This window comes from Pelagibius marinus, from assembly GCF_014925385.1.
In the GTDB taxonomy this organism is placed as follows: Bacteria; Pseudomonadota; Alphaproteobacteria; order Kiloniellales; family Kiloniellaceae; genus Pelagibius; species Pelagibius marinus.
The window spans coordinates 728,187-753,764 of record NZ_JACSDK010000001.1 but is presented as its reverse complement, the minus strand read 5'-3'; the positions used below and the strand labels follow the sequence as shown (position 1 = coordinate 753,764).

Annotated in this window: 27 protein-coding genes; 10 read left to right on the top strand and 17 right to left on the bottom strand. The window is 68.3% G+C overall.

Going from position 1 to position 25,578, the window contains the following annotated elements; translation table 11 throughout:
- Positions 1–85 precede the first annotated feature (85 nt).
- The 3 genes from H7X47_RS03710 to H7X47_RS03700 form a co-directional block, all read right to left on the bottom strand.
- Entirely contained in the window at positions 86–1,477 is a 1,392-nt protein-coding gene (locus tag H7X47_RS03710) for a TRAP transporter large permease (RefSeq protein ID WP_193367236.1), read from the bottom strand.
- A 7-nt stretch (positions 1,478–1,484) separates the two neighbouring features.
- Complete coding sequence (locus tag H7X47_RS03705; RefSeq protein ID WP_193367235.1) at positions 1,485–2,003, bottom strand: TRAP transporter small permease; 519 nt, start codon at positions 2,001–2,003, stop codon at positions 1,485–1,487.
- A 203-nt stretch (positions 2,004–2,206) separates the two neighbouring features.
- The gene (locus H7X47_RS03700; protein WP_227010136.1) at positions 2,207–3,436 is read right to left on the bottom strand and encodes a TRAP transporter substrate-binding protein; all 1,230 of its coding nucleotides are present in this window, start codon (positions 3,434–3,436) and stop codon (positions 2,207–2,209) included.
- Between the two features lie 213 nt (positions 3,437–3,649).
- Between H7X47_RS03700 and H7X47_RS03695 the strand changes: the two genes are divergently transcribed.
- A complete protein-coding gene (locus H7X47_RS03695; protein ID WP_322096450.1) occupies positions 3,650–5,347 on the top strand; it encodes a GMC family oxidoreductase in 1,698 nt (565 codons plus the stop codon).
- A gap of 10 nt (positions 5,348–5,357) precedes the next feature.
- Here the strand turns inward: H7X47_RS03695 and H7X47_RS03690 are convergent, their stop codons facing one another.
- Both H7X47_RS03690 and H7X47_RS03685 read right to left on the bottom strand, forming a co-directional pair.
- Positions 5,358–5,795: a T6SS immunity protein Tdi1 domain-containing protein gene (locus tag H7X47_RS03690; protein ID WP_193367232.1), complete on the bottom strand. Its 438-nt coding sequence runs from the start codon at positions 5,793–5,795 to the stop codon at positions 5,358–5,360.
- 32 nt (positions 5,796–5,827) lie between these two features.
- Complete coding sequence (locus tag H7X47_RS03685; protein WP_193367231.1) at positions 5,828–6,694, bottom strand: NUDIX hydrolase; 867 nt, start codon at positions 6,692–6,694, stop codon at positions 5,828–5,830.
- 116 nt (positions 6,695–6,810) lie between these two features.
- On the opposite strand from H7X47_RS03685, the gene H7X47_RS03680 reads away from it, so the two are divergent.
- Positions 6,811–7,557, top strand: a complete 747-nt coding sequence (locus tag H7X47_RS03680) for a GNAT family N-acetyltransferase (RefSeq protein ID WP_193367230.1) — start codon at positions 6,811–6,813, stop codon at positions 7,555–7,557.
- Between the two features lie 18 nt (positions 7,558–7,575).
- Here the strand turns inward: H7X47_RS03680 and H7X47_RS03675 are convergent, their stop codons facing one another.
- From H7X47_RS03675 to H7X47_RS03645, 7 genes are all read right to left on the bottom strand, one after another.
- Positions 7,576–8,022, bottom strand: a complete 447-nt coding sequence (locus H7X47_RS03675) for a VOC family protein (RefSeq protein WP_193367229.1) — start codon at positions 8,020–8,022, stop codon at positions 7,576–7,578.
- A gap of 76 nt (positions 8,023–8,098) precedes the next feature.
- Positions 8,099–8,926 carry an AraC family transcriptional regulator gene (locus H7X47_RS03670; RefSeq protein ID WP_193367228.1) on the bottom strand — a complete coding sequence of 276 codons (828 nt, stop codon included), beginning with the start codon at positions 8,924–8,926 and terminating at the stop codon, positions 8,099–8,101.
- 89 nt (positions 8,927–9,015) lie between these two features.
- Positions 9,016–9,339, bottom strand: coding sequence for a dimethylsulfonioproprionate lyase family protein (locus tag H7X47_RS03665; protein ID WP_319633520.1), 324 nt, complete (start codon positions 9,337–9,339; stop codon positions 9,016–9,018).
- Between the two features lie 75 nt (positions 9,340–9,414).
- Positions 9,415–9,924, bottom strand: a complete 510-nt coding sequence (locus tag H7X47_RS03660) for a P-loop nucleotide/nucleoside kinase family protein (protein ID WP_193367545.1) — start codon at positions 9,922–9,924, stop codon at positions 9,415–9,417.
- An 11-nt stretch (positions 9,925–9,935) separates the two neighbouring features.
- Positions 9,936–10,274: an ACT-like domain-containing protein gene (locus tag H7X47_RS03655; RefSeq protein ID WP_193367226.1), complete on the bottom strand. Its 339-nt coding sequence runs from the start codon at positions 10,272–10,274 to the stop codon at positions 9,936–9,938.
- 389 nt (positions 10,275–10,663) lie between these two features.
- The gene (locus H7X47_RS03650) at positions 10,664–11,758 is read right to left on the bottom strand and encodes a TRAP transporter substrate-binding protein (RefSeq protein ID WP_193367225.1); all 1,095 of its coding nucleotides are present in this window, start codon (positions 11,756–11,758) and stop codon (positions 10,664–10,666) included.
- Positions 11,759–12,049: 291 nt separating this feature from the next.
- Positions 12,050–14,071, bottom strand: a complete 2,022-nt coding sequence (locus H7X47_RS03645) for a protein meaA (protein ID WP_227010135.1) — start codon at positions 14,069–14,071, stop codon at positions 12,050–12,052.
- Positions 14,072–14,527: 456 nt separating this feature from the next.
- Between H7X47_RS03645 and ccrA the strand changes: the two genes are divergently transcribed.
- The 3 genes from ccrA to H7X47_RS03630 are packed head-to-tail and all read left to right on the top strand — an operon-like array spanning position 14,528 to position 18,285.
- Positions 14,528–15,826 (top strand): crotonyl-CoA carboxylase/reductase, encoded by a 1,299-nt coding sequence (gene ccrA, locus H7X47_RS03640; protein ID WP_193367223.1) that lies wholly within the window; start codon positions 14,528–14,530, stop codon positions 15,824–15,826.
- Positions 15,827–15,848: 22 nt separating this feature from the next.
- The gene (locus H7X47_RS03635) at positions 15,849–16,559 is read left to right on the top strand and encodes a phytanoyl-CoA dioxygenase family protein (protein ID WP_193367222.1); all 711 of its coding nucleotides are present in this window, start codon (positions 15,849–15,851) and stop codon (positions 16,557–16,559) included.
- Between the two features lie 46 nt (positions 16,560–16,605).
- A complete protein-coding gene (locus H7X47_RS03630) occupies positions 16,606–18,285 on the top strand; it encodes an acyl-CoA dehydrogenase family protein (protein ID WP_193367221.1) in 1,680 nt (559 codons plus the stop codon).
- Positions 18,286–18,302: 17 nt separating this feature from the next.
- On the opposite strand, the gene H7X47_RS03625 is transcribed toward H7X47_RS03630, so the two are convergent.
- The 3 genes from H7X47_RS03625 to H7X47_RS03615 all read right to left on the bottom strand — a co-directional run bounded on the left by H7X47_RS03625 (position 18,303) and on the right by H7X47_RS03615 (position 19,984).
- Positions 18,303–18,500, bottom strand: coding sequence for a hypothetical protein (locus H7X47_RS03625; RefSeq protein WP_193367220.1), 198 nt, complete (start codon positions 18,498–18,500; stop codon positions 18,303–18,305).
- 207 nt (positions 18,501–18,707) lie between these two features.
- Positions 18,708–19,577: a PhzF family phenazine biosynthesis protein gene (locus tag H7X47_RS03620; RefSeq protein WP_319633519.1), complete on the bottom strand. Its 870-nt coding sequence runs from the start codon at positions 19,575–19,577 to the stop codon at positions 18,708–18,710.
- A 218-nt stretch (positions 19,578–19,795) separates the two neighbouring features.
- Positions 19,796–19,984 carry a Flp family type IVb pilin gene (locus H7X47_RS03615; RefSeq protein ID WP_319633518.1) on the bottom strand — a complete coding sequence of 63 codons (189 nt, stop codon included), beginning with the start codon at positions 19,982–19,984 and terminating at the stop codon, positions 19,796–19,798.
- Positions 19,985–20,295: 311 nt separating this feature from the next.
- Here H7X47_RS03615 and H7X47_RS03610 point away from each other — a divergent pair, with 311 nt between their 5' ends.
- Positions 20,296–21,318 carry a methyltransferase gene (locus tag H7X47_RS03610; RefSeq protein WP_193367219.1) on the top strand — a complete coding sequence of 341 codons (1,023 nt, stop codon included), beginning with the start codon at positions 20,296–20,298 and terminating at the stop codon, positions 21,316–21,318.
- 15 nt (positions 21,319–21,333) lie between these two features.
- On the opposite strand, the gene H7X47_RS03605 is transcribed toward H7X47_RS03610, so the two are convergent.
- Positions 21,334–22,158: an MmyB family transcriptional regulator gene (locus tag H7X47_RS03605; protein WP_193367218.1), complete on the bottom strand. Its 825-nt coding sequence runs from the start codon at positions 22,156–22,158 to the stop codon at positions 21,334–21,336.
- Between the two features lie 130 nt (positions 22,159–22,288).
- Here H7X47_RS03605 and H7X47_RS03600 point away from each other — a divergent pair, with 130 nt between their 5' ends.
- The 3 genes from H7X47_RS03600 (at position 22,289) to H7X47_RS03590 (ending at position 23,721) form a co-directional block, all read left to right on the top strand.
- Complete coding sequence (locus H7X47_RS03600; protein ID WP_227010134.1) at positions 22,289–22,675, top strand: hypothetical protein; 387 nt, start codon at positions 22,289–22,291, stop codon at positions 22,673–22,675.
- A gap of 18 nt (positions 22,676–22,693) precedes the next feature.
- Positions 22,694–23,035 (top strand): DUF1330 domain-containing protein, encoded by a 342-nt coding sequence (locus H7X47_RS03595; protein ID WP_193367217.1) that lies wholly within the window; start codon positions 22,694–22,696, stop codon positions 23,033–23,035.
- Between the two features lie 104 nt (positions 23,036–23,139).
- Positions 23,140–23,721, top strand: a complete 582-nt coding sequence (locus H7X47_RS03590) for a GNAT family N-acetyltransferase (protein ID WP_193367216.1) — start codon at positions 23,140–23,142, stop codon at positions 23,719–23,721.
- Positions 23,722–23,727: 6 nt separating this feature from the next.
- On the opposite strand, the gene H7X47_RS03585 is transcribed toward H7X47_RS03590, so the two are convergent.
- Positions 23,728–24,582: a shikimate dehydrogenase family protein gene (locus tag H7X47_RS03585; RefSeq protein WP_322096449.1), complete on the bottom strand. Its 855-nt coding sequence runs from the start codon at positions 24,580–24,582 to the stop codon at positions 23,728–23,730.
- A gap of 173 nt (positions 24,583–24,755) precedes the next feature.
- On the opposite strand from H7X47_RS03585, the gene H7X47_RS03580 reads away from it, so the two are divergent.
- A complete protein-coding gene (locus H7X47_RS03580; RefSeq protein WP_193367215.1) occupies positions 24,756–25,478 on the top strand; it encodes an RNA polymerase sigma factor in 723 nt (240 codons plus the stop codon).
- Positions 25,479–25,578: the final 100 nt, after the last annotated feature.

Sequence of the window (25,578 nt, the reverse complement as noted above, 5' to 3'; positions counted from 1 at the left end):
GACTACTGCACCTCCCACGCGTTTCTGTTGCTACACCGCCGCCCGCGGCGACGCAACTCTCCCTCCGACCCCGGGGCCGCTTCCACTACTGCAGCTGGTAAACGCCGGCACCCTTGTTCACCAGCAGGATGGTCGAGAGTTCCGGAATGAAAGCGATCAGCAGCCAGGCGACGACCAGCGCGCCCAGGTAGGGCATGGTGTACTTGAGCAGACGGAAATAGGGGATCCCGGTGATGCCGCTGGCGACATAGAGGTTCAGCCCGTAAGGCGGGGTGATGAAGCCGATGGCGTCGCCGACCAGGAAGATCACCGCGAAGTGGATCGGGTCGACGCCGATGCTGGCGGCGATCGGCGCCAGGATGGGCGCCAGGATGATGGTGTTGGGCAGAGATTCCAGCACCGTGCCGGCGACCAGCACGATGGCCATGCAGGCGAAGAGCACGGCGTAGTAGCCGCCCAGCGCGCTCAGCATCTCGGTGACGAAGGCGTCGGCGCCCAGCAGCGAGAGGATCTGCTGCATCACCACCGAGACCGCGATCAGCGGCGCCAGCAGGCCGGTGATCTGGCCGGAGCGCATGATGATGGCGGGCAGCTCGGTGAGGCTGAAGCCGGGAATGATCAGGCGCGCCAAGAAGCCGGCGTCGTCGGGCAGCGCCCCCGGCGTGTCGCCCGGCTGGCTGTGGTGCAGCCGGCGCGCGATGGGATACATGACCAGGCCGGCGATCATGCAGAAGCCCGCTGTCACCCCCGCCGCCTCGGTCGGCGAGAAGGCGCCGCTGTAGATGCCCCAGATCACCAGCAGGATGGCAAAGAAACCCAGCCAGGCCCCCAGCGCCGTCTTCAGGCTGCGCAGCAGGCGGAACTGGATCAGGTGTCCCCAGCCGTTCCTCTGGCAGATGACCCAGCAGGCGCCCTGCATGGCGATGACCATGAGACAGCCGGGAATGAGGCCGCCGATGAAGAGGTCGCTGATCGACAGGTTCATGAGGAACCCGTAGACGATGAAGATGATGGACGGCGGGATGATGATACCTACCGTGCCGCCCGCCGCCGCCGTGGCCGCGGCAAAGGTCGGCTCGTAGCCGCCCTTGGTCATCTCCGGGTGCATGATCGAGCCGATGGTCGCGGTGGTCGCCGAGTTGGAGCCGGAGATGGCGGCGAACATGCCGCAGGCGCCCAGCGAGGCCATGGCGAGGCCGCCGCGCAGCCAGCCGAGGATCGAGTAGGCGAAATCGGAGAGTCGCTTGGCGATGCCCGCCGACTTGATGAGGTCGCCGGTCATGATGAACAGCGGCAGCGCCAGCAGCCCGAAGTAGTTCAGCCCCTCGTAGAGGGTGACGCCGATGTTGGCCAGGGTGAAGTCGATGACCAGGCTGACACCCACCACCCAGTAGCCGATGACCAGGAAGATCGGCACCCCCAGGGCGAAGAGGATGGTGACGCCGAAAGAGATGAGAATGATCCAGAGTCCGTCCATGGCGCCCTCAATCCCCGAAGATGTTGGCTTTGAGATTGAAGGGCTCGCCGCGGCGGAAGAGCTTCAGGTCATGCCAGAGGTTCTGCAGCACGCGGATCACCAGGACGCTCCAGGCAAAGGGCGTGGCCATGTAGAACCACCATTGCATGACGTCGTCGGTGCCCTGCACGATGGCGAAGTTGTCGTAGGACAGCCAGACCTGCTCGCTGGTGTAGACGATGACGATGGCGGCGAAGGTGATCCACAGCAGCGCGTCGAGGCAGAGGCAGAGGAACTGCCCGGCGTAAGGCAGGCGCAGGCGCAGTTCGTCGAAGCGCAGGTGGGCGCGGATCTTCACGTTGTAGGCGCAGCCCAGCCAGACGATCCACAGGAAGAGGTAGACCGGCACCGTGGTGCTCCAGGCGACCTGCTCGTTGAACAGGAAGCGCCGGATCACCTCGACGAAAATGATCCCGGCCATCGATACATAGCAGACCAGGATAAGGATCTTCTCGACGTTCGCGTCGAGCCACCGCATGACCGCCATAATGCTCTCGTCAGAATCCCCTGAACCCGGAACGGGCTAGCAAAGAAGAAAAGTGATCCGGGACCAGCCGGGGCACGTCGTCAAAACCGCGGTTGATGCCCGAATCGAGTCTACGGCATTGGTCGTTGCCGGGGGAGGGTCGGCGGGGGAACGGAAAGCCATTGCGCCCCCGCCGGGTCGCGAACCGATGCCGTAGGAGGGCCTCAGGCCTTCCACCAGCGCCGGGGTTCGACGTTCTCCGGCAGCGTGTCCTTGGGGATCTCGCGGGCGATGTCGTAGATGAACTTGTAGGTGTCCATCCCGCCGGCCCAACCGTTGAGCCGTTCGCGCCACTGCTCCCAGGCCGCCGGCTGGAACTCCGGCGAGCACATCTCCTCGGCCTCGCGCCGCGCTTCGTCGGTCAGCATGGAAACGCGCGTGCCGTTCTTGTCGAAGATCGTGCCCGGCATCTGCGGATCGGAGAAGCCGACGGTCTTGACCAGCGCCGCCTCGTTGGCCGCCTGGACATGCACCTGGGTCAGGTAGGCGGATTCGCGCACCGCGTCCTGCAGTTCGCCGCCCAGCTTGTCGAAGACCTTGGTGCTCATGGCCGTGTGCTCGGTGCCGCAGAAGAACTCCAGGTTCACGACCTGGGAGACCACCGGCGACATGTTGGCGTAGGCCACGGCCGAAGCCCAGGTCTCGGCGCCGTCGATGAGGCCCTGCTTCAGGCCGTCCAGGGTTTCCTCCCAGGCGATCGGCGTCGGGTTCAGGTTCATCAGTTCCATGGCGATGCGGCCCAGCTGCGTGCCGGTGACGCGGTTCTTGGTGCCCGCCAGGTCGCCGACCTTGGTGACCAGCGGCTTGTCCTTCCACTTGAGGCCCAGCTGGATGCCGCGCAGCTCCGCGTGGCTGAACAGGAACTCCAGGTTATGGCGCTGGCGCAGCGGCTCGCGCAGCACCTTCTCGCTGCCCGGGTGGTAGAGGAAGTAGTACTGCGCAGCGCGGCTCGGGAACATATAGGCGTAGTCGAGCACGTTGAGGTAGGGCGCGCCGCCGGCCGAGTTCTGGGTCGAGGCGGCGAAGATGTCGACGATGCCCTGCTGCGTCTTCTTCACGCAGTTGAGCTGGCCGCAGATCTGGTTGGAGCCGATGAACTCGATGCGGATGGCGCCGTCGGTGCGCTCCTCCAGGTCGGCGGCGAACTGCAGGCAGCCGGCGCGCTCGATCAGCAGGTTGCGCTCGTTGAAGCCCGCCGCGCCGAACTTCAGCGTGAACTTCGGCTCGGTCTTGAAGCGCTTCTCGTAGGTCGAGTTGGCCGCCTCGGCCAGACGCGCCGTGGTGATGAGACCGGTCATGGAGCCGGCCGCCAGCAAAGTTGACGAGATGCCGTACTGCTTGGTCAGGCGCAGCAGGTCGCGGCGCGATACCTGCTTCAGTTTATCGCTAAGCATGGTTCCTCCCATTTCCCCGAAGGCATTTGGCCAACGGCCGCTAGTTATTAGCGTGTTTCTCATTTAACGAGACTTATAGTTTCATTATTGCGATTGCGTGAGCGGAAATCAAGCGATATGTAATATTCGTGCCCCACAGGGAGCACCAACGATCGAATGTTGTTCCTTCGGAAAGGGCAGGCCCGGGGGAACGCGCGAGGGAGGAATCAGCAGGTGATCGCCGAGGATCAGAGCAGCGCCACGCCCGAGACACAGCGCCGCGACGCCGCGCCGGAGAGAGACGCAGGCGGTGCCGGGGCCTACGACTACATCATCGTCGGCGGCGGCTCGGCGGGCTGCGTGCTGGCCAACCGCCTTTCCGCCGACCCGGCGAACCGGGTGCTGCTGCTGGAGGCCGGCGGGCGCGACTGGAACCCCTGGATCCACGTGCCGGTCGGCTATTTCAAGACCATGCACGACCCCCGGACCGACTGGTGCTACAAGACCGAGCCGGACCCGGGGCTGAACGGGCGCCGCCTCGACTGGCCGCGCGGCCGGGTGCTGGGCGGCTCCTCCTCCATCAACGGCCTGCTCTACATCCGCGGCCAGAAGGAGGATTACGACCACTGGCGCCAGCTCGGCAACGTCGGCTGGTCCTATGACGACGTGCTGCCCTACTTCGTCCGCGCCGAGGACCAGGAGCGCGGCGCCGACGACTACCACGGCGCCGGCGGCCCGCTGGCGGTCTCCGACATGCGCATCCGGCGCGAGCTCTGCGACAAGTTCATCGAGGCAGCGGGCGAGCTGGGCATTCCGCCGCGCGACGACTTCAACGGCGCCGAGCAGGAAGGCGCCGGCTACTTCCAGCTCACGGCCAGGAACGGGCGGCGCTGCAGCACCGCCGTCGGCTACCTGAACCCGGCGCGCGGCCGCCCGAACCTGGAGATCGTCACCCACGCCCAGACAGAGCGGGTGCTCTTCGAAGGACGCCGCGCCCTGGGCGTCGCCTACCGCCGCAAGGGCGTGCCGCGAGAAGCGCGTTGCCGTGGCGAGGTGATCCTTTCCGCCGGCGCCATCGGCTCACCGCAGATCCTGCTGCTCTCCGGCGTCGGCCCCGGCGCGCAGCTGCAGGGCTTCGACATCCCGGTGGTGCACGACCTGGCCGGCGTCGGCCGCAACCTGCAGGACCACCTGCAGGTGCGCCTGGTCTTCAAGACCAAAGACCCCATCACTATGAACGACCAGGTGCACAACCCCTTCAAGAAGATGCTGATGGGGCTGGACTACATCTTCTTCCGGCGCGGGCCGCTGACCATGGGCGCCAGCCAGGTCTGCGTCTTCGCGCGCACCTCGCCGGAGGTGGCGACGCCGGACATCCAGTTCCACCTGCAGCCCTTGAGCGCCGACAAGCCGGGCGACGGGCTGCACCGCTTCTCCGCCTTCACCTGCTCGACCTGCCAGCTGCGCCCGGAAAGCCGCGGCGTCATCGAACTGCGCAGCCCCTTCGCCCAGGACCATCCGGCGATCCATCCCAATTACCTTGCCACCGTGAAGGACCAGCAGGTCACCGTGGCCGGCATGCGCCTCATCCGCGCCTTCGCCGCCACCGATACCCTGGCGCCGCTGATCGAGAGCGAGATGACGCCGGGGGCGCAGGTCGAGAGCGACGCGGAGCTGCTGGAGGCGGCGCGCAGCATCAGCCAGACCATCTACCACCCCACCAGCACCTGCAAGATGGGCCGCGATGAATCTTCCGTGGTGGATGAGCGCCTGCGCGTGCAGGGGCTGGAGGGCCTGCGCGTGGTCGACGCCTCGATCATGCCCTGCGTGGTCTCCGGCAACACCAACGCGCCGACCATCATGATCGCCGAAAAGGCCAGCGACATGATCCTGGCCGACGGCCGCGAGCGGCGTTTGGCGGCGAGGGCTTAGGCCTGGAAAATCACTCGACCACTTTGAGCCTTATCCGGGCTCCGTCGGGAAGGTCCTTGATCTGCTCAGCGAAGTCGCCTGAAAAGCCGATCAGCTCCTCCAGGCAAATCTGTCCAATGTTGGCCATCGTATAGGCACCACCGACAACGGCGGGAATCTTGAGGCAGAAACAGCGCCCCTCTTCCGGTTCGCCCAGTTCAGCCTCAGCCTCGGCGACAAGTGCCGCCATCTGCCAGTCTCTCCGGAACTCCGCATCCTCGATCAGCTGCTGAAATTCAACGGTACCGCCGGCGACCACGGAACACGACAGTTCCTCCGGACAAATGCGCCAGTACTTCTCCTCGTGATCCTCGATCAGCAGATTGCCGAATGCGTTCCGGTCCACGATCCGGCGCGGGCGGATGCCGGTCCAGCCCCAAGCTTCCGATATGATATTCACAAGCGTCATTGCCGCACCATGACAGCAGATATCAGAATGCGCTAGTCCGCGAAGCGCCCCTGCAGGCCCTCGACGATGGCCTGGTACTCGGGCTCGTCGTCCGGGGTCAGCACACCGTGGCGCAGGGCGAAATCGAGGTTCACCAGGGCGACGTTGAACTTGAAGTCGTCGCTGTCCTTCAAACGCTCCAGGATCTTCTCCATCGGCCAGAGGAAGAATTCCTCCACCTCGTCGTCGTTGGGCGTCGGCACGAAGTCGGCGGGCAGTTCAAGGTCGTAGATGAACAGCACGTCGTTGCGCTGGCCCTCGGGCCGGGCGCAGAGATAGCCGAGCGCCCCCGCCGGCCGGGCGCGGCGGGCGAGGTCCTCGGGCACGCTGGCCTCCTCCGCCGCTTCCTTGACGACGTTCTCCATCAAACTCAAACCATAGGGCTGCCCGCCGGCGACCAGGTGGTCGAGCTTGCCAGGCGCCAGCGTCTTGTGACGCGAGCGCCGCCCGACCCAGAGCTGCGGACCTTCCGGCGTCTTCACATAGCCGTTCACGTGGATGCCGTAGGCCGGCAGGCCGAAGAGGGGCACCGCGCCACGCTCCATCTTGAAGAGCACCGCCGCGCCCCAGCGCCGGCAGATGCCGTAGTCCTCGCCGCGCCAGGCGGGAACCTCGCCCTCGCTGTGCAGCTTCCACAGCACCTCCTTCAGCACCGCCGAGCGCGACTCGAAGTCGCCGTGGCGCGCCGGCAGGGTGACGGCCGCCTCGGAAACCTCGAAGGCCTCCGGGAAATCGTGCAGGCGGCCGGCGAAGCCCGGCGTCACCCAGCCCAGCGGCCGGGGATCGCCCGCCAGCAGGAAGGGAAGGTAGTCTTCCGCCCGCCAGCGATGGCAGGCGCGGATACGGTCCAGGTAGCTCATGGCGCGGAGGCTACGTCCTGGCGGCGGGGATGGCTACGGGTTTTGCTGACGTCGGGGGTCCCCAGGCGCCGGGAAAGCGGCTATAGCTGAATCCGGCAGAAATGAAGAGAGGCCAAATGGACCCCACCGACCTGAGCTGGCGCGCCGAAGAAGCCTGCATGGCCGCCTGGCCGGCGCCGCGCGAGCTGCTGCTGGAAGGCTGGCTGCTGCGTGCGGCTGGCGGCGGTCACCGACGGCCCAACTCGGTCAACCCGATCCGCGGCGGCGCCAGCGATCCCAGCGCGATCCTCCCGACCGTCGAAACCATCTACGGCGCCTTCGGGCAAACGCCGCTGTTCCGCGTGCTCTCCTTCGTCGAGGAGACGGACGCCGTGCTGGACAGAAACGGCTATGCCCCGGAAGGCGAGACGCTCACCCTCTACGGCGACATCGACGGCTTCGCGATCTCTTCGGAGAAGACGACCGAACTGGCCATCGTGCCCGGCGCGGACTGGCTGCAGGCCCGCGCCGAGTTCAGCGAGGTGGGTGCCGCGGAATCGCGAATCTACGAGGCCATGCTGGGCAGCCTGCTGCTGCCCCGCGCCTTCGCCACGACCTACGCGAAGCGCGAGATCGCCGCGCTGGCCTATGGCGTGGTCTGCAACGGCCTGGGCGTGATCGAGTCCGTGGTCACCGACAAGGCGAAGCGCCGGCAGGGCTACGCCCGCCGGACCGTGGGGCGGCTGCTGCAGTGGGCCAAGGACGAAGGCGCCTATGGCGTCTGCCTGCAGGTGGTCGCCGACAACGCGCCGGCCATCGGCCTTTACCGCTCCCTCGGCTTCACGACCGAGCTGCACCGCTACCACTACCGCCGCAAGCGCTGAAGCGGGCCGGCAGGCGCCTTACTCCCCACCCGAGAGCATCGCCGTGTAGCGGCGCTGCATTTCCTCAGGCTCCACCGCCTCGATGGAATGGCCGATCAGCCAGTCGTAGCCGAAAGGATCGCGCAGGGTGCCGGAACGCTCGCCGTAGAAATGGTCCTGGGGCGCGCGGATCAGGCGCGCACCGGCGGCCACGGCCTTGTCGATCAGGGCATCGGCGTCGTCCACGTGCAGGTGGATGCAGAAACTGCCCGGCGCCTCCGGGTCGGGCGCATGGATATCGAACTCGGGAAACTCGTCCGACAGCATCAGGGTGGTGCCGCCGAGCTCCAGCTCGACATGGCCGATGCGCCCGCTGGGCTCGACCAGGCGGAACTTCTCCGTCGCGCCGAAGACCTGCTTGTAGAATTCGACCGCCTGCTGCGCCGACCTGGCGCGCAGATAGACGAAGAGCTCGTGCACGGCCATGGGAAACCTCCTGACTGAACAACGTGTCGGCAGCATTGTGGCGGCGGGCCGGCGCGCCGTCTTGAAGGAAATCGACCTAGAGAGGCACATGCCGTGGCGCGGCCGGCGCACGGCGGCGATAGGCGCCGGGCGTAAGTCCGGCGAAATCGCGGAACTCGCGCGCGAAGTGCGCCTGGTCCGCATAGCCTTCCGCCGCCGCCAGTTCGGCCCAGGCGATCTGCGGTTCGGCCGCCAGACGGTCCAAGGCCCGCCCGAAGCGCTGGAGACGGCACCAGGTCTTCGGCGCCAAACCCACGCTCTCGCGGAACAGAGCGGTGAAGTGCCGATGGCTGATCTCCAGGTCGCTGGCCATGGCCGCCACCGGCCGGGCCGCCGCGAAGCCACTGAGCGCCAGGGCGACACGGGGATCGATGCGGGTAAGAGACGGCAGGCGCTGCAAAAGCGCGGCTTCGAAGAGATCGAGGCGGCGCTCCGCCGAGCCCGTCCCGGCCAGGCGGTCGCGCAGGTCCTCGACTGCGCCGTGGCCCCAGATATCCTCCAGCGGCGTGTGGGCACCGGAAAAGGCGTTGGCCGGGGCGCCGACCAGCAGCCCGGCGGCGCCGGGACGCAACAGGGCCCCGAGGCTCGGCACCGGGTTGGAAATATCGCGCAGGTAGGGCGCCGCGCGAGCGCCACCGATCACCGCCGTGCTGACGCTGTGTCCCTGCCTGTCGCCGGAATCGCGAAAGACCCGCAGCGGCTGCGCGCTGAGGCGGACCACGAGGTGCAGCGCACCGGTGGGCAGGACCAGCTCGCGCCGGGGTCCGCTATCGGAGACGGACGGCGGCGCGGAGGCTCCCTCCGAGGCCCAGATCAGTTCGACAAAGGGCCGCAGGGCGGGGATCGGCGGTCGGCTGAGAGGCATCGCAGGCCCCCTTCAAGCAAGGTGCGCCGCCAGGATAGAAGGTCGTAACGCAGCCGAAAACCCCGCGCCGTAAAAGCTGATGACAGGCGCTATTCGACCGGATCGTAGATCCTGGCGCCGCTGGAGTAGGCGACCATGAGCACCGCCGTCTCCGGCCCGGTGTTGCGGGTCTGGTGTACGGCGCCCGGCGGGATCAGAAGCGTCTCGCCCGCCGCCAGGGGCACCCAGTCGTCACCGCGGCGCTGCGCGACGCTGCCTTCCAGCAGGTGCACCGCCTCGGAGCAATCCGAGTGGCGGTGCGCCTGGGAGGTCACGCCCGGCGCGACGGTCATGCGCGCAAGGCTGAGCCCGGCGTCAGGCGTGATGGCGTCTTCCATCAGCCACTGCATGGTAACTCCCCCGGTGCCGGTCACAACGAGCGTCCTGTTCCGCTTGGCGAAGATGCGCGCGAGTATGGGGCCTCACGGAAAAGACGAAAGCGCGCCATCCTACGGCACGTAGAGGGTTTCAATCTGAAAGCCTTCCTCCGGTGTCGGCGGCTGGAAATGACGGGAGAAGAGATCAAAATCAGCTTCGCTGGGGGTAAAGGCATGGCCGCCCGCCGCGTTTCTCTGCCCGAGGCGCAGCTTGCAGACATCGTCGGCGACGTCCAGCCAATACAGGCGATGCGCCGCCCCTGCCCGTTCAAAGAGACGCCGCAACCAGCCGCGGATCTCGACGGTATTGGCCGGGAAATCCATGACCACACTGACGCCCGCGCACAGCAGCGCGACGACATGGCCGTCCAAGGCGCCACGCAGGCGCGCGCTGCAACGCCGGTAGTCGTCCAGCGTTGCGATCTCGCCCGGATAGAGCCGCGCCAGCCAGTCGTCCTCGCTGATCAGCACGGTTTTCGGGCTCTCCGCCAGACGGCGCGCCAGCGTCGACTTGCCGGTGGCGATCTTGCCGCACAGCAGGTGCAGGGTCGGCGCGGGCCGGGAAGCGGATTCCGCTTCCATGGTCAAGAGGCCTATTGCCGTGGAGAAATGTGCTTCTGCGAGGTCAGCACCGCCTCGACCTGGAAGGTCTGGCGCAGGCAGCGGGCGATGTAGTCGCCCGTGTCCACGTCCAGGCCGTCGACCTGCACGTCGATGGCCAGGTCGCGGCCTCCCCCGGGGTGTTTGGGGCCCGTCACGTCGCTGTGCCAGCGGGTCGGCACCAGGCCGCGCTTGGCGAAGAGCTCCAGCACGCGGGGCATGACCCCGGGCTCGGCCTCGGCGAGGATGGAAAAGCAGTAGACGGTCTCGGCCGCGGCGGAGACGAAAGGACTTCGGTCAGAAAGATCGGAAAGAGAAGGATGAGCGGCCATCACTTGGCCCTCCTGTACGGACATCACCTAAGACGAATCACTAACTCCCGACTACCCCTTGGGCGCCGGGTCCGTAATTCGAATGATGATGGCGGACAGAAGGTTTCTGCTCATAACGGGCCGATGAAACGCCCTGGCGCTGGAATTGTCAAGCGGGGCGGGGCGTTAACCAAAGGAAGCCCCTGCATTTGTCGTCACCCTCGGGCTTGTCCCGAGGGCCCAGGGGCGACGCCCCGCTGTCTGCCCTGGATGCTCGGATCAAGTCCGAGCATGACAGAATTTGGGGCTCCACCCCCTCCCCAGCCCGCCCCCATCGAGGGGGAGGGGATTCTGTTTCGGCGGACGCAAACCGTCCCCTCCCCCGTTGTGGGCGAGCGTTAGGGTGGGGGTCAGCCCTCCCAGACCAGCCGGCGCTGGCGCAGCATGGTCTCCTCGAAGGCGCCCTCGTAATCGGCGGCCTTCTTGGCGAAATCCATGAAGGAGGCGTGGATCTTCCGGGTCAGGTCGTCGGTCTCGCCGATCTCCGCCACCACTTCCATGGTGATCTCGCCCAGGCGTTTGATGATCTCGTCGGGGAAGCTGCGCAGCTCCACGTCGTAGTCGTCGATCAGCGGACGGAAGGCCTGGATGTTGTGGTAGGTGAAGTCGGTGGTGGTGTCCTGGGCCGTGGCCGCGGCCGCGTAGCGCACGATGGCCTGCAGGTCGGCGGGCAGGGCCTGGAACTTCGCCTTGTTGACCGAGATCTCCAGGCCCGGGCCCGGCTCGTGGAAGGCGGGCACGTAGTAATACTTCACCACCTTCTGCAGGCCGAAGGCGACGTCGTTCCAGGGGCCGATCCACTCCGCCGCGTCGATGGCGCCCGACTGCATGGCCGGCAGGATCTCGCCCGGCGGCAGCAGCACGACGACGGAGCCGGCGCGGCGCATGACCTCGCCGCCCAGGCCGGCCATGCGGATCTTCAGGCCCTGCAGGTCCTCCCAGGTGTTGATCTCGTTCTTGAACCAGCCGCCGGCCTGCACGCCGCTGGAGCCGGCATAGAAGGGCTGGATGCCGAAGTCGGCGTAGGCCTCCTCCCACAGCTCCTGGCCGCCGCCGTAGGTCAGCCAGGCCGGCAGCTCGACGGCGTTGAGGCCGAAGGGCAGCGTGGTGAAGTAGTTGAAAGCCTTGGACTTGCCGACCCAGTAGTAGGGCGTGCCGTGCACCACATCGGCGGTGCCGCTCTGCACCGCGTCGAAGCTGTCGAAGGGCGGCACCAGTTCGCCGGCGGCGAAGAGCTTGATGGTCAGGCGCCCGCCGCTCATCTCGTTGACCCGCTGGACGAAGCGCTCGGCGTTGACGCCCACACCCGGCGCGCCCTTGGGCCAGGGCATCACCATGTTCCACTCGATGCGCTCCTGCGCGACGGCCGGCGCGGCCAGGCTGGCCGCGGCGCCCCCTGCCAAGGCAACGCTTCCCGCGCCCTTCACGAAGTCACGGCGTTTCATAAGAACTCCTCCCGAAATGCGCGCAGGCCGCCTCTTCCCGGGCGTCCTGCCTGACTGAATTGGCCGGGAGATTAGCGGGCTTGGCGGGAGAAAGCTACGGGGGCAAACCGCAGGGCAGGGATCCATACTCGCTGTCGTCCCGGGGCTTGACCCCGGGACCCAATGCCGCCGGCAAGCGGTGAGCCTCTCCAGGAAGGTCGAGGTGGCGGAACTGGCAATGGGTCCCGGCATCAAGTGCCGGGACGACGGCTATAAGGTGGCCAGGACAATCGCCCCCTAAAGCCGCTTCCCCTAGGCCGCTTCCTGGGTGGCGCGGTCGACGATGTCGACGATGTCGGCCAGGATCGCCGTCAGGTCGTAGTCCTTGGGGGTGTAGACCGCGGCGACGCCGGCCTTCTTGAGCGCCGCCTCGTCCTCCGGCGGGATGATGCCGCCGGCGACCAGGGGCACGCGGGAGAGCCCGGCCTTGTCCATGCGCTCCAGCACCTCGCCGACCAGGGCGACGTGGGAGCCGGAGAGGATGGAGAGGCCGATGACGTGGACACCTTCCTCCAGCGCCGCGCCGACGATCTGCGCCGGGGTCAGCCTGATCCCCTCGTAGACCACCTCGAAGCCGGCGTCGCGAGCGCGCACGGCGATCTGCTCGGCCCCGTTGGAATGACCGTCCAGGCCCGGCTTGCCGACCAGGATCTTGAGGCGGCGGCCGAGCCGGCGGGAGACCTTCTCGACGCGCTCGCGCACCGGGGCCAGGGCGTCCTCTTCCTCCTGGGAGTGCGCCGCGGCCGAGCCGCCGACGCCGGTGGGCGCGCGGTATTCGCCGAAGACCCGGCGCAGCACCTCGCCCCACTCCCCGGTGGTCACGCCGGCATGGGCGCAGGCGATGGAAGGCTCCATGATGTTGGCGCCTTCCTTGGCCGCGGCCTCCAGTTCGGCCAGGGCCCTGTCGACGGCGCCCTGGTCGCGGGCGGCGCGCCAGGCCTTGAGGTTCTCGAGCTGCCCGGCCTCGGCCGCCGGGTCGGGGGCCAGGAAACCGCCATCGCCGCCCCGGGTCAGCGGCGAGGGCTCGCTGTCCTGGTAGGCGTTGACGCCGACCACGGTCTGGGCACCGGTCTCGATGGCCTCCAGGCGCTTGGCGGCGCTCTCCACCAGGCGCTCCTTCATGTAGGCGTTCTCCACCGCGGCGATGGCCCCGCCGAGATCCTCGATGCGGGCCAGCTCCGCGCGCGCCTCGGCCTTCAGCTCCGCGACCTTGGCGTCGATCACGGTCGAGCCGTTGAAGATGTCGTCGTAGTCCAGCAGGTCGGTCTCGAAGGCGAGGATCTGCTGCAGGCGCAGGGACCACTGCTGGTCCCAGGGGCGCGGCAGGCCCAGCGCCTCGTTCCAGGCCGGCAGCTGCACGGCGCGGGCGCGGGCGTCCTTCGACAGGGTGACGGCCAGGGCCTCCAGCAGGATGCGGTAGACGTTGTTCTCCGGCTGCTGCTCGGTGAGGCCCAGGGAGTTCACCTGCACGCCGTAGCGGAAGCGGCGGTACTTCTCTTCCTCGATGCCGTAGCGCTCGCGGCAGATCTCGTCCCACAGCTCGGTGAAGGCGCGCATCTTGCAAAGCTCGGTGATGAAGCGCAGGCCGGCGTTGACGAAGAAGGAGATGCGCCCGACCACGCGGGGGAAGTCCTCCGGCGGCACCTGGCCCGAATCGCGGACCGCATCCAGCACCGCGACCGCCGTCGCCAGGGCGTAGGCCAGCTCCTGCACCGGCGTCGCGCCGGCCTCCTGCAGGTGGTAGGAGCAGACGTTGGTCGGGTTCCACTTCGGCACTTCGCGGTAGGTGAAGGCGATCACGTCGGTGATGAGGCGCAGCGAGGGCTGCGGCGGGAAGATGTAGGTCCCGCGCGAGAGATATTCCTTGATGATGTCGTTCTGCACCGTGCCGGTCAGCTGGTCGCGCGGGGCGCCCTGCTTTTCCGCGCAGGCGATGTAGAGCGCCAGCAACCAGGGCGCCGTGGCGTTGATGGTCATGGAGGTGTTCATGCGCTCCAGCGGGATCTCCGCGAAGAGCTTCTCCATGTCGCCCAGGTGGCTGATGGGCACGCCGACCTTGCCGACCTCGCCCTTGGCCAGGGCATGGTCGGAATCGTAGCCGGTCTGGGTCGGCAGGTCGAAGGCCACCGAGAGGCCGGTCTGCCCGCGCGCCAGGTTCTTGCGGTAGAGCGCGTTGGAGGCCTCGGCGGTGGAATGGCCCGCGTAGGTGCGGATCAGCCAGGGCTTGTCCTTCGCGCGCGTCCCAGAAGCTCCGGCGGTCTTGCTGTCCGTCATGTCGCTCATCTCACTCTAACCAACCACTCTCTGATACCCGGCGGCCCGAGCGGGATCAAACCCAAGGCCGCCGCCGGTCCCTCGGATGCCCCCCGGACGCCCCCCGGGACACCCCTGGGGCAGGGTCGGAAAGAACGTGCTGCAATGCACTCTAATCCTCCGGAACCCCCTGAAAGCAACCGATTCCAGGTTATCATATTTCGTCCACCCGCCAAAACCGACAGATAATTACGAAAAAATCCCTCTGGACGTAAAAAACAATGTCATTGTGCATTGCAAAAAAGCGTCTGAGCGTCTATGAGTCAAGAAAAATACCGCACTGCCAAAGGGGATTTCCGGCGGAGGATCGCAGTTTTCCGCGGATTTGCCTCCAGAACAATGAGCAGCTGCGAAGGGATAGGCAGAGGGGCCCCGGCCGGGACCGGGCGCCGAGAGAAGACTGGAGGAGTTTGAGACATGGCCGAGACGCTCGAAGGGTCAGCTGAAAGCACCGAGGCGCAGACACCGGAACGGCCGGTGAAGGACCTCTACGAGGTCGGTGAGATTCCGCCGCTGGGCCACGTGCCGGAGAAGATGCACGCCTGGGTCATCCGGCGCGAGCGCCACGGCGAACCGGAACAGGCCATGCAGTTGGAGGTGGTCGACACCCCCACGCTGGACAGCCACGACGTCCTGGTCATGGTGATGGCCGCCGGCGTGAACTACAACGGCGTCTGGGCCGGCCTGGGCGTACCGATCTCGCCCTTCGACGTCCACAAGGCGCCCTATCACATTGCCGGCTCCGACGCGACGGGCATCGTCTGGGCCGTCGGCTCCAAGGTGAAGCGCTGGAAGGTCGGCGACGAGGTCGTGGTCCACTGTAACCAGGACGACGGCGACGACGAGGAGTGCAACGGCGGCGACCCGATGTTCTCCACCTCGCAGCGCATCTGGGGCTACGAGACGCCCGACGGCTCCTTCGCCCAGTTCGCCCGCGTGCAGGACCGCCAGCTGATGACGCGCCCGCGCCACCTGACCTGGGAGGAGAGCGGCTGCTACACCCTGACGCTCGCCACCGCCTACCGCATGCTCTTCGGCCACCGCCCGCACATCCTGCGGCCGGGCCACAACGTGCTGGTCTGGGGCGCCTCCGGCGGCCTGGGCTCCATGGCGATCCAGCTGATCTCGACCGCCGGCGCCAACGCCATCGGCGTGATCTCCGACGAGGACAAGCGCGACTTCGTCATGTCACTGGGCGCCAAGGGCGTCATCAACCGCAAGGACTTCGACTGCTGGGGCCAGCTGCCCCCGGTCAACGGCGAGGGCTTCGGCGACTACATGCGCCGGGTGCGCGAGTTCGGCAAGGCGATCTGGCAGTACACCGGCAAGGGCAACGACGTCGACTTCGTCTTCGAGCATCCCGGCGAGCAGACCTTCCCGGTCAGCTGCATGGTGGTGAAGCGCGGCGGCATGGTCGTGTTCTGCGCCGGCACCACCGGCTACAACCTGACCTTCGACGCGCGCTTCGTGTGGATGCGCCAGAAGCGTATCCAGGGCAGCCACTTCGCCAACCTCATGCAGGCCAGCCAGGCCAACAACCTGATGGTCGAGCGCCGCATCGACCCCTGCATGTCGGAGGTCTTCGCCTGGCGCGACATCCCGCGCGCCCACACCAAGATGATGAAGAACCAGCACCGTCCCGGAAACATGGCCGTGCTGGTCCAGGCGAAGCGCCCGGGCCTGCGCACCCTGGAAGACGCCGAAGCGGAAGACTGAGGCGGCCGGAGGGAGCACAACCATGGCGCTGGCCTGTCTGGCAGCGGAGGCCGAGCGGGCGGGCGACAGGCTCGCCGCTCAAGGCTATGCCCTGGTCGACGGCTCCGCCGTTGACCGGACGGCGGCCGTGGCGGCCTTCGACGCCCTGCGCGCCGCCGCCGCCGAGGACGAAGGCTCGGCGCGCATTGCGCCCGACGTTCCCCTGATCGGCACCTTGCTGGCGCAGCCCGCCGTGCGCGACATCGTTCGCGAGGCGCTCGGCCCCTCCGCCAGGCCGGTGCGGGCCATCGCCTTCGACAAGACCGGGCACCGCAACTGGTTCGTGCCCTGGCACCAGGACCGCACCATCGCGGTGAAGCGGCGCGACGCATCGGCGCCGGTCGGCAACTGGACGGTCAAGGCGGGCGTACCCCATTGCGAGGCCCCGGTCGACCTGCTGGAGCGGATGCTGACCCTGCGCTGGCACCTGGACCTCATCGGCCCCGCCGACGGCGGCCTGCGCGTGCTGCCCGGCAGCCATACGAAGGGCCGCCTGACCACGGAAGAAATTGCGGTGCTGGCCAGCGAGACGCCGGCGGTCGAGCTCGCGGTTTCCGCCGGCACCGTGCTGGTCCTGCGCCCGCTGCTGGTGCACGGCTCGCGCCGCCGCACCACGCGGGGCCACCGCCGCATCCTCCATGTCGAACTGGCCGCCGGCGACCCGCCGCCGCCGCTCGAATGGGCCTGGGCCTGATCCACCCCCCAAGTGATAAAGTCGAAGAAGGTAGAAGGTTAGAGAGATGACCGCCGTGCAAGCCGAAGCCCGGACCGAAAGCCTGATCCTGCCCGAGCTGCTGGCCACCTGCGCCGAGGCGCTGGCCGCCGCCGAGAGCTTCGGCGCCGCCGCGCGCTCTGCCGTGGCCGCGCTGGTCGCCCCCGGCGGCAGGATCGACGCCAAGCTGCTGGAGCGCGAGCAGTTCGCCGCCCATGGCTACGCCTGGCTGGCCACCTACGTCGCCGCGCTGCGCGAGATGCTGCACTGGGCCGAGCGCCTGGAGGCCGCGGGCCAGCTCGGCGAACTGGAGCAGATGATGCTGCAGGCCGCCTACGGCGAGTACCTGAACCAGCTTGTCGGCGGCATCGCGCTCAGCCAGGTGGAGGTGCTGCGCCCGGCCGACCTGGGCCTCGGCGACGACGACGTCACGGCGCTGCAGACCCCGGCGGTGAAGAAGCTGATGACCGCGGGCAACGGCAACGCCCTGCGCATGGCCATCGCCCGCCACCTGGCCGAGGGCAAGTTCGGCGAGGCGGGCCTGGCCGACGAGATGCTGGAGATGATCCGCGACCAGTTCCACAAGGTCGCCGAGGATCACAAGGAAGACGCCCACGAGTGGCACCTGAAGGACGAGCTGATCCCCCTGGAGGTGGTCCAGCAGCTGGCCGGGCTCGGCGTCTTCGGCCTGACGGTGCCGGAGGACTTCGGCGGCTCCGGCCTCGGCAAGCTGGCCATGTGCGTGGTGACGGAGGAACTGTCGCGCGGCTATATCGGCTTGGGCTCGCTGGGCACCCGCTCGGAGATCGCCGCCGAACTGATCCGCCTGGGCGGCACCCCGGCGCAGCAGGAAAAGTGGCTGCCGCTCATCGCCTCCGGCGAGATCCTGCCGACCGCCGTCTTCACCGAGCCCAACACCGGCTCCGACCTCGGCTCCCTGCGCACCCGCGCGCTGCGGGACGGCGACAGCTACAAGGTCACCGGCAACAAGACCTGGATCACCCACGCCGCGCGCAGCGACCTCATGACACTGCTGGCGCGCACCGATCCCGACGAAGCCGGCTACCGCGGACTTTCCATGTTCCTGGCCGAGAAGCCGCGCGGCACGGAGGACGACCCCTTCCCCGCCCCCGGCATGACCGGCGGCGAGATCAAGGTGCTGGGCTATCGCGGCATGAAGGAATACGAGCTGGGCTTCGACGGTTTCGAGGTGAAGGCCGAGAACCTGCTGGGCGGCGTCGAGGGCCAGGGCTTCAAGCAGCTCATGGCGACCTTCGAGTCGGCGCGCATCCAGACCGCCGCCCGCGCCGTGGGCGTCGCGCAGTGCGCCCTGGAGCTGGGCCTGGAATATGCACAGGACAGGAAGCAGTTCGGCAAGGCGATCGTCGCCTTCCCGCGCGTCGCCGGCAAGCTGGCCTGGATGGCGGTGGAGACCATGGTCGCCCGCCAGCTCACCTACTTCGCCGCGCGCGAGAAGGATTCGGAGCGGCGCTGCGACATCGAGGCCGGCATGGCCAAGCTGCTGGGCGCCCGCGTCGCCTGGGCCAACGCCGACAACGCGCTGCAGGTGCACGGCGGCAACGGCTACGCCGAGGAGTACAAGATCTCCCGCGTGCTCTGCGACGCACGCATCCTCAACATTTTCGAAGGCGCCGCCGAGATCCAGGCGCAGGTCATCGCCCGCGGCCTGCTCTCCGGGCGGAACTGAAATACGGGGGGCGTTCGTTAGTCGCCGAGGATTTCGGAGACCCCGATCAGCACCCAGTCCATCGCATCGTCGGCGAGGACCAGGGCAACGATCCCGGCCACCGCCACCAGAGCGCCGATGAACGCGAAGTCGAGCACCAGCGCGCCCTCGTTATCGAGGGCGAACCGCTTCACGGTCTCCAGCTTCAGCATTCCAAGGGTCAGTGTGTCTCGCATAAGCTGATCCCTCCTTTCTTCCGCAGACCGTCAGCTTGCGCTCCGGGCCTTAGGTTTCGATGAAACCGGTGTGGAATATCTGTGGCACCGTGCGCCGGGGAACACCCTGGGTTGCGACGAAAGACACGGAGAGGTTGCCGGTAGAGGGAAACAGTCCTTGCCTCTTCACTTGCCCCTTCAGGAGCGCGGCCGGCGGCGGGACCGGGACTAGAAGAAGCGGCCCTCGGCCAGCACGGAGACACCGCCGCCGACCGTCACGTTCCCCCCTTTATCCAGGGTGACGGACAGCCGGCTGGGGCGGCCGGCAAAGCGGCCCTGGTGCAGCGTCATCGCTGCCGGGGCGTTGCAGTAGCGGTGCAGGTAGGCGCCGGCCGGGCCGGCGGCGCTGCCGGTGGCCACGTCCTCCACCGCACCGAGATTGTCCCAGGTGCGGCCTTCGCGGGCCTCCGGATCCAGGACGTAGACGAACTTCGCGCCGAGGGCGGCCAGGCGCGCCTCGAAGTCGTCGACCCGGATCGCGGCGCGGGCGAGCCCCGCGCTGGTCACCGGCACGATGAGGTAGTCGAGCCCGGTGGAGACCGCCGCCAGGGGCAGGCCCGGCACCAGATCGCCTTCCTGCAGGCCCAATGCGGAAATCACGGCGGCACGGGGCGCGCCTTCGGCCTCGCCGCCCCAGACGGCCGGCCCCTGCGCCATCTCCGCATCGAAGAAACGCTCCGCCCGGCGCCGGGTCGCGACGGCGACCTCCCGCGCGGTCAGCCGGAAGGTGACGTGGTGGCGCTCGCCCGCCCCGGCCGCGTGATGCAGCACCGCGGCCGCGCCCAGCAGCGGGTGGCCGGCGAAATCCAGTTCCTCTTCCAGGGTGAAGATGCGGGCACGCGCGGCGCCCTCTGCGACCTCAGAGAGGAAGATCGACTCGAACTGGCGCATCTCCTGCGTCAGGGCCAACATGGCCGCCGCGGAGAGTTCCTGCTGCGGCAGGAAGACACAGAGACCATTGCCGGTCAGCGGCGCGTCACAGAAGACATCGGCATGCAGCCAGTTGAGCCCCGAAAGCGGAGCGGCAGAATCGGACACAGCTAGGGGTTTCCCCTGATTACGGCGGGCGACGCCTTCTTATAGAGTCCGGGAGAGGGCGAAAGAAAGGCCGGCAAAGCAGCCCGCCGCGCCCGCCGGCGGCCGGGACACCCGCACAGATCAATCCTCGATCAGGCGGGCTCCCCCGACCGAGGATGAAGTGCTCTATCTTGGAAGGTGAGAGCAGCTTGTCCGCGTCCGCACGGACGCGGGTTGCTCTAGGGCGACGGCGGCGCCATCGCGTTGGCCACTTCCGTGAGCAGCGCATCGAGAGAGGAACCGGCAAGGCCCAAGGCAGCGAGCCCGGCGACCGAGGCCAGGGCCCCGATGAGGCCGTATTCGATCGCCGACGCACCTTCTTCGTCGCTGACAAACCAGGTCAGAGCTTCCAGCATGTCCTGATCCACCCGTTACTTCCGCAGGCGTCCAGCTTGGCCCGGGAATCTTGCAAATCCATGAACAATTGCAACCATTTAGCTAGTATTTTCGGCGACGGCCCAGCGTCGCCGGAAGGCAAAAAGCTTCAGCGGTTTAGGCCGCGGGACGCCATAGAGCTGCCGCACGAAAAACACCGCCGCTGTACTCTCAAAAGTTGTGCCGCAACTTGGCCAGGCGGCGCCGGGAACGCCCCCGGCCCGGCACCGGCCTCGACCGCCGGACGGCGCGCGCTGTAGATTGCCGCGTCAGCCCGCAACCAGACGCTCCCCGGGAGCCGCGCATGCCGCAACCAGATCCCGCCCATATCATGCAGATCGGCACCGGGTTCTTCGCCGCCAAGGCCCTGCTGTCGGCGGTGGAACTCGACCTCTTCTCGATCCTGGCCGAAGGGCCGATGACCGGCGAAGAGATGGCCCGGCGCTGCGGGCTGCACCCGCGCGCGGTGCCGGACTTCCCCGACAGCCTGGTCGCCCTGGGCCTGCTGCGGCGCGACGGCGACGGTCCCGCGGCGCGCTATGCCAACACCCCGGAGACCGCGGCCTTCCTGGTGAAGGCGAGCCCGGACTACATCGGCGGCCTGCTCGAGATGTTCAACGACCGGATCTACGGCTTCTGGGGCGACCTCACCGAGGCCCTCAGGACCGGCCGGCCGCAGAACGAGACCAAGGAAGGAGGAGAGAGCGTATTCGCCACGCTCTACGCCGACCCCCAGCGCCTGGAGCAGTTCATCGACGCCATGTCCGGCGCCTCGCTGGCCAACTTCCGGGCCTTCGCCGAGCGCTTCGACTTCTCCGGCTTCAAGACCCTCTGCGACGTCGGCGGCGCCTCGGGCCAGCTTTCGCTGCTGGTGGCGGGCGCCAACCCGCACCTCCGCTGCACCTCCTTCGACCTGCCGGAGGTGACGCGTATCGCCGAGCGCCACATCGCCGGGGCCGGGCTTGGCGACCGTGTCTGCGCCGTGGCCGGCGATTTCTTCGACGATCCGCTGCCGGCCGCCGACGTCATCACCATGGGCATGATCCTGCACGACTGGAACCTGGAGAAGAAACAGCACCTCATCCGCAAGGCCTACGAGGCGCTGCCCGAAGGCGGCGCGCTGGTGGCCATCGAGGCGCTGATCGACGACGCGCGCCGCGAGAACGCCTTCGGCCTGCTGATGTCGCTCAACATGCTGATCGAGTTCGGCGACGCTTTCGATTTCACCGGCGCGGACTTCCGCGACTGGTGCGCGGCCGCCGGCTTCCGCCGCTTCGAGATCCTCCCGCTGACCGGCCCGTCCAGCGCCGCCGTTGCCTACAAGTAGGGGGACCCTTCGGTCTCAGTCCGCCCCCTCCGCCAGGGCCCGCATGGCTTGCGCCGTCCCGGCGTCCGCCGGAAAGAAGGTCTCGATGGCTAGCTCCGACAGGCTGATGTCGAGGGCCGTGCCGAAAACCGTGGTGGTGCTGAGAAAGCGCAAGGTGCCCTTGTCCGTCACGTACTCCAGGGGCACGGCGATGCCGCCCAGGGACTCTTCCGCAGCGGGGCGGTAAGGCCGCGCGCCCGGCGGCACGGGATAGCCCTTCAGTTCCTCCAATAGCTCGACCAGTCCCGCGTCTCCCGAAGCGTCGATCTGCTGTCCCAGCCGCTCCAGGATGTGCGCGCGCCACTGGCGGAAATTGCCGATGCGCGGGGCCAGGCCGTCGGGGTGCAGACTGAGGCGCAGCACGTTGACCGGCGGCGCCAGCAGCTTCTCGTCGGCGCCGGCCATCAAGGGGGCCACCGCCTTGTTGGCGAAGACCAGATGCCAGCGCCGGTCGACCGCGAGCGCCGGGTGCGGCAGGTGACCCTCCAGGATCTGTTCCACCGCCCGCCGCGCCGCCGCCAGGTCCGGGTCGTCCAAGGCTCGTTCCGGGTAGACCGGGGCGAAGCCGGCGGCGGCCAGCAGGGCATTGCGCTCGCGCAAGGGGATCGCCAGCGGCTCGGCCAGGCGCAGCACCATCTCGCGGCTGGGCGCGGCACGGCCGGACTCGAGGAAACTGAGGTGGCGCTGGGAGACCTCCGCCGCCAGGGCGAGATCGAGCTGGCTGAGCCGGCGCCGGCGGCGCCAGCCGCGCAGCAGCTCGCCGACAGGGGAAGAGGCAACGGGGGATGTGGTCGTGTTCATGGCGGCAGGTTAGCAGCACAAAATTCCGGCCACCAATTACCTCTCAGGTAATCGACCGGCGGCGGCCTTTGGCCAATCCTTGGGGTCAAGCGCCGCAGCCCGCGGCGCCCATGATTAGGAGGACCCTCACATGCCAAAGCTGTTGTCCCTGCGCCCCCTGCTGCTGATCGATGCCGCCACCTGCGCCGTCATGGGCCTGGCGCTGGATCTCGGCGCCGCACCCCTGGCGGCGCTGACCGGGCTGCCCGCGCCCCTGCTGCTCTACGCCGGGCTCGGCCTGCTGCCCATCGCCCTCTTCATGGCCCTGGTTGCCTGGCGCCCGCACCCGGCGGCGGTGCGCCTGGCCGTCACCGGCAACGCCGCCTGGGCCGCCGCCAGCCTCGTCCTGCTCGTCTCCGGCTGGGTCGCCCCCACCACCCTCGGCGTCGCCTTCGTCGTGGCGCAGGCCCTGGCCGTGGCCGGCCTGGCGATGCTGGAGCACGCCGCTTTGAAGACCGCGCGGCCGCAGGCCGCCTGAGCGAGAAGGAGTTCTGCCATGACCGCCCCTCTTGGAGCCTACGCCGTCGCCCACCTGCGCCAGGTCGACTTCGGCGCCGACATCATCGAGTACCTGAAGCGCATCGACGCCACCCTGGCGCCTTACGGCGGCCGCTACGTCGTCCACGGCGCAAGGGCCACGGTGCTGGAAGGCGACTGGCCGGGCGACCTGGTGGTGATCGGCTTTCCCGACCGCGAAAGCGCCGAGGCCTGGTACAACTCCCCCGCCTACCGTGCGATCATTGCCCTGCGCACCGCCAACAGCGTCGGCGACGTCATCCTGGTCGACGGCGTGACGGCGGACCATCGCGCCACCGACATTCTGGGGACCGCGGCTTAGCGGCATCTGCATCGTCCGGGGCTTGAAGCGTCCGGGGCTTGCAGCGCCCGCCGTATCGCATTACCACCTCTGGCGCCGCGTCACCCGGAAGGGAAACGACCGCCATGAACGACACCGACATCCGCTACCGCCCCGCCACCCCGGCCGACGCCGAGGCCCTGGCCGAGTTGATCAACTTCGCCGGCGAGGGCCTGCCGCTCTACCTCTGGGAGCGCATGGCCGAGCCGGGCGAGAGCGCCTGGGATGTGGGGCGCCGCCGCGCCCAGCGCGAGACCGGCGCCTTCTCCTACCGCAATGCCGTGGTGGCCGAGCGCGGCGGCAGCGTGATCGCCGGCCTGGTCGCCTACCGCGTGGCGGACGAGCCGGAGCCCATCGACGCCGAGACGCCGGGCATGTTCGTGCCGCTGATCGAGCTGGAGAACATGGTGCCCGGAAGCTGGTACGTGAACGTCCTGGCCGTCTTCCCCCAGCACCGCGGGCAAGGCCTGGGCGGCAAGCTGCTGGAGATCGCCGCCGAGCAGGCGCGCGAGAACGCCAGCCGCGGCGAGAGCATCATCGTCTCCGACGCCAACACCGGCGCGCGGCGGCTCTACGAGCGCAGGGGCTACCGCTTCGTCGACCAGCGCCCCATGGTGAAGGACGACTGGGAGAACCCCGGCGAGAACTGGGTGCTGCTGGTGAAGTGAGGCGGTTCAGTAGCTGATCTTCGCCACCCGGCGCAGTTCCTCGGCGGTCGTGGCGGGAAAGCCGAAGAACTCCAGGTAGGCCGGGATCATCTCGAACAGCATGTCGGTGCCGACCTGGGTTTCGCAGCCCCTCACCCGCGCCGCGGCCAGGAAGGGCGTCACCTCGCGGCTCAGCACCACTTCGCCGACGAAGGCGGCGGGCTCCAGGCGCGCGGCGTCGAGCGGCAGGGGGTCGTCTTCCTCCATGCCCAGCGGCGAGGCGTTGACGACGATGTCGTGCCCCGCCGGGTCCTTGCACCCGAGTGTTATTTCCAGCGCCGGATAGTGCCGCTTGAGGCGCGCCGACAGGCCTTCGGCGGCGGGGCCGTCGACATCGAAGAGGCTGAGCCGCGCCAGCCCGGCGGCGGCCAGGGAAGCGGCGATGGCCGAGCCGACGCCGCCGCAGCCGACCACCAGGGCCCTTGCGCCCCGGGCCGTGCGGCCGCGGCGCTGCAGGCCGCGCAGGAAGCCCGCGCCGTCGAACATGTCGCCCAGCAGGGAGCCGTCCGGCCGCTTGAGCACGGCGTTGCAGGCCCCGGCGATCTCGGCGGTGGGCGAGACGGCGTCGACCAGCGCCAGCGTGGTGCCCTTATGCGGCATGGTGACGAGGGCGCCGTGGAAGTTGGTGAGCCGGGCCAGCGCCCGCAGCACCTCGGGATAGGCCGGCGCCTCGACGCCCAGGGGCATCACCACGGCGTTGAGGCCGATCTTCTCGAAGTAGGGGTTATAGATCATCGGCGCTTTGAAGCTTTCCGTCGGAAAGCCGAGATGCGCGATGAGAGTGGTCCGGCCGTCGATCATGCGGCGAAGAAACTGCCCCAAAGCGCGGCTCAAAGCAACGCGCCGGGCGCGAGAGGCGCTCCGCCGCCCCCTCGCCCGGTACCCCCCTGGCGAAAGAATTGGCGGGAGACCGCAAAAAGAGGGAACCTTTTGGCGGCGGCCGGCATCCAATGGTCAGACAACCGACAGTCACCCGGGAGCCAAGGGAACACCTGATGGAGCCAGCAAGCGAGAGATCTGCCGCCGCGCCGGCCAAGCCCGCCGCCCAGGCCGGACGCGGCGACGCGGACGCCATCCTGCTCGCCGCCGCGCGCCAGGGCGACGCCGGCGCCTTCGAGGCGATCATGCGGCGCCACAACAGGCTGCTGTTCCGCACCGCGCGCGCCATCCTGCAGAACGACGCCGACGCCGAAGAGGCGGTGCAGGAGGCCTACCTGAAGGCCTTTCTAAATCTCGCGGGCTTCGCCGGGTCCGCGCGGCTTTCCACCTGGCTGGTGAAGATCACGGTCAACGAAGCGCTGGCCCGCCTGCGCCGCCGCATGCCCGCGACCCCCTTGGAAAGCGGCGCCGAACCCGCGACGGAGGCCAGCACGATCATGGACCCGACCATGGCCGACAGTCCGGAAGCCAAAGCCGCCCAGGGTGAGATCCGCCGCCTTCTGGAGGCTGCCATCGACGACCTGCCCCAGGCCCAGCGCGCCGTCTTCGTGCTGCGCGCCGTCGAGGAGTTCAGCACCGAGGATACGGCGGCCTGCCTGGGCATCCCGGCGGACACCGTGAAGACGCGACTGCACCGCGCCAGGCGCCAGCTGCGCCGTCGCCTGCAGCGCGGCGTCGCCGGCGCCCTGGCCGACACCTTCCCCTTCGCCGGCGCGCGCTGCGACCGCATCGTCGCCCGCGTGCTGGCGCGGCTCGCCCAGGCCCCGCCGGACGGCTGAGCGCCGCCCCCGCCCCCTAACTCAGCACTCCAAAGGTAACACCGCCGCGCCCCACGCCCGGCGCCGGGGAGGCTCTTTGCCTTCGCATCCACCTTCCAAC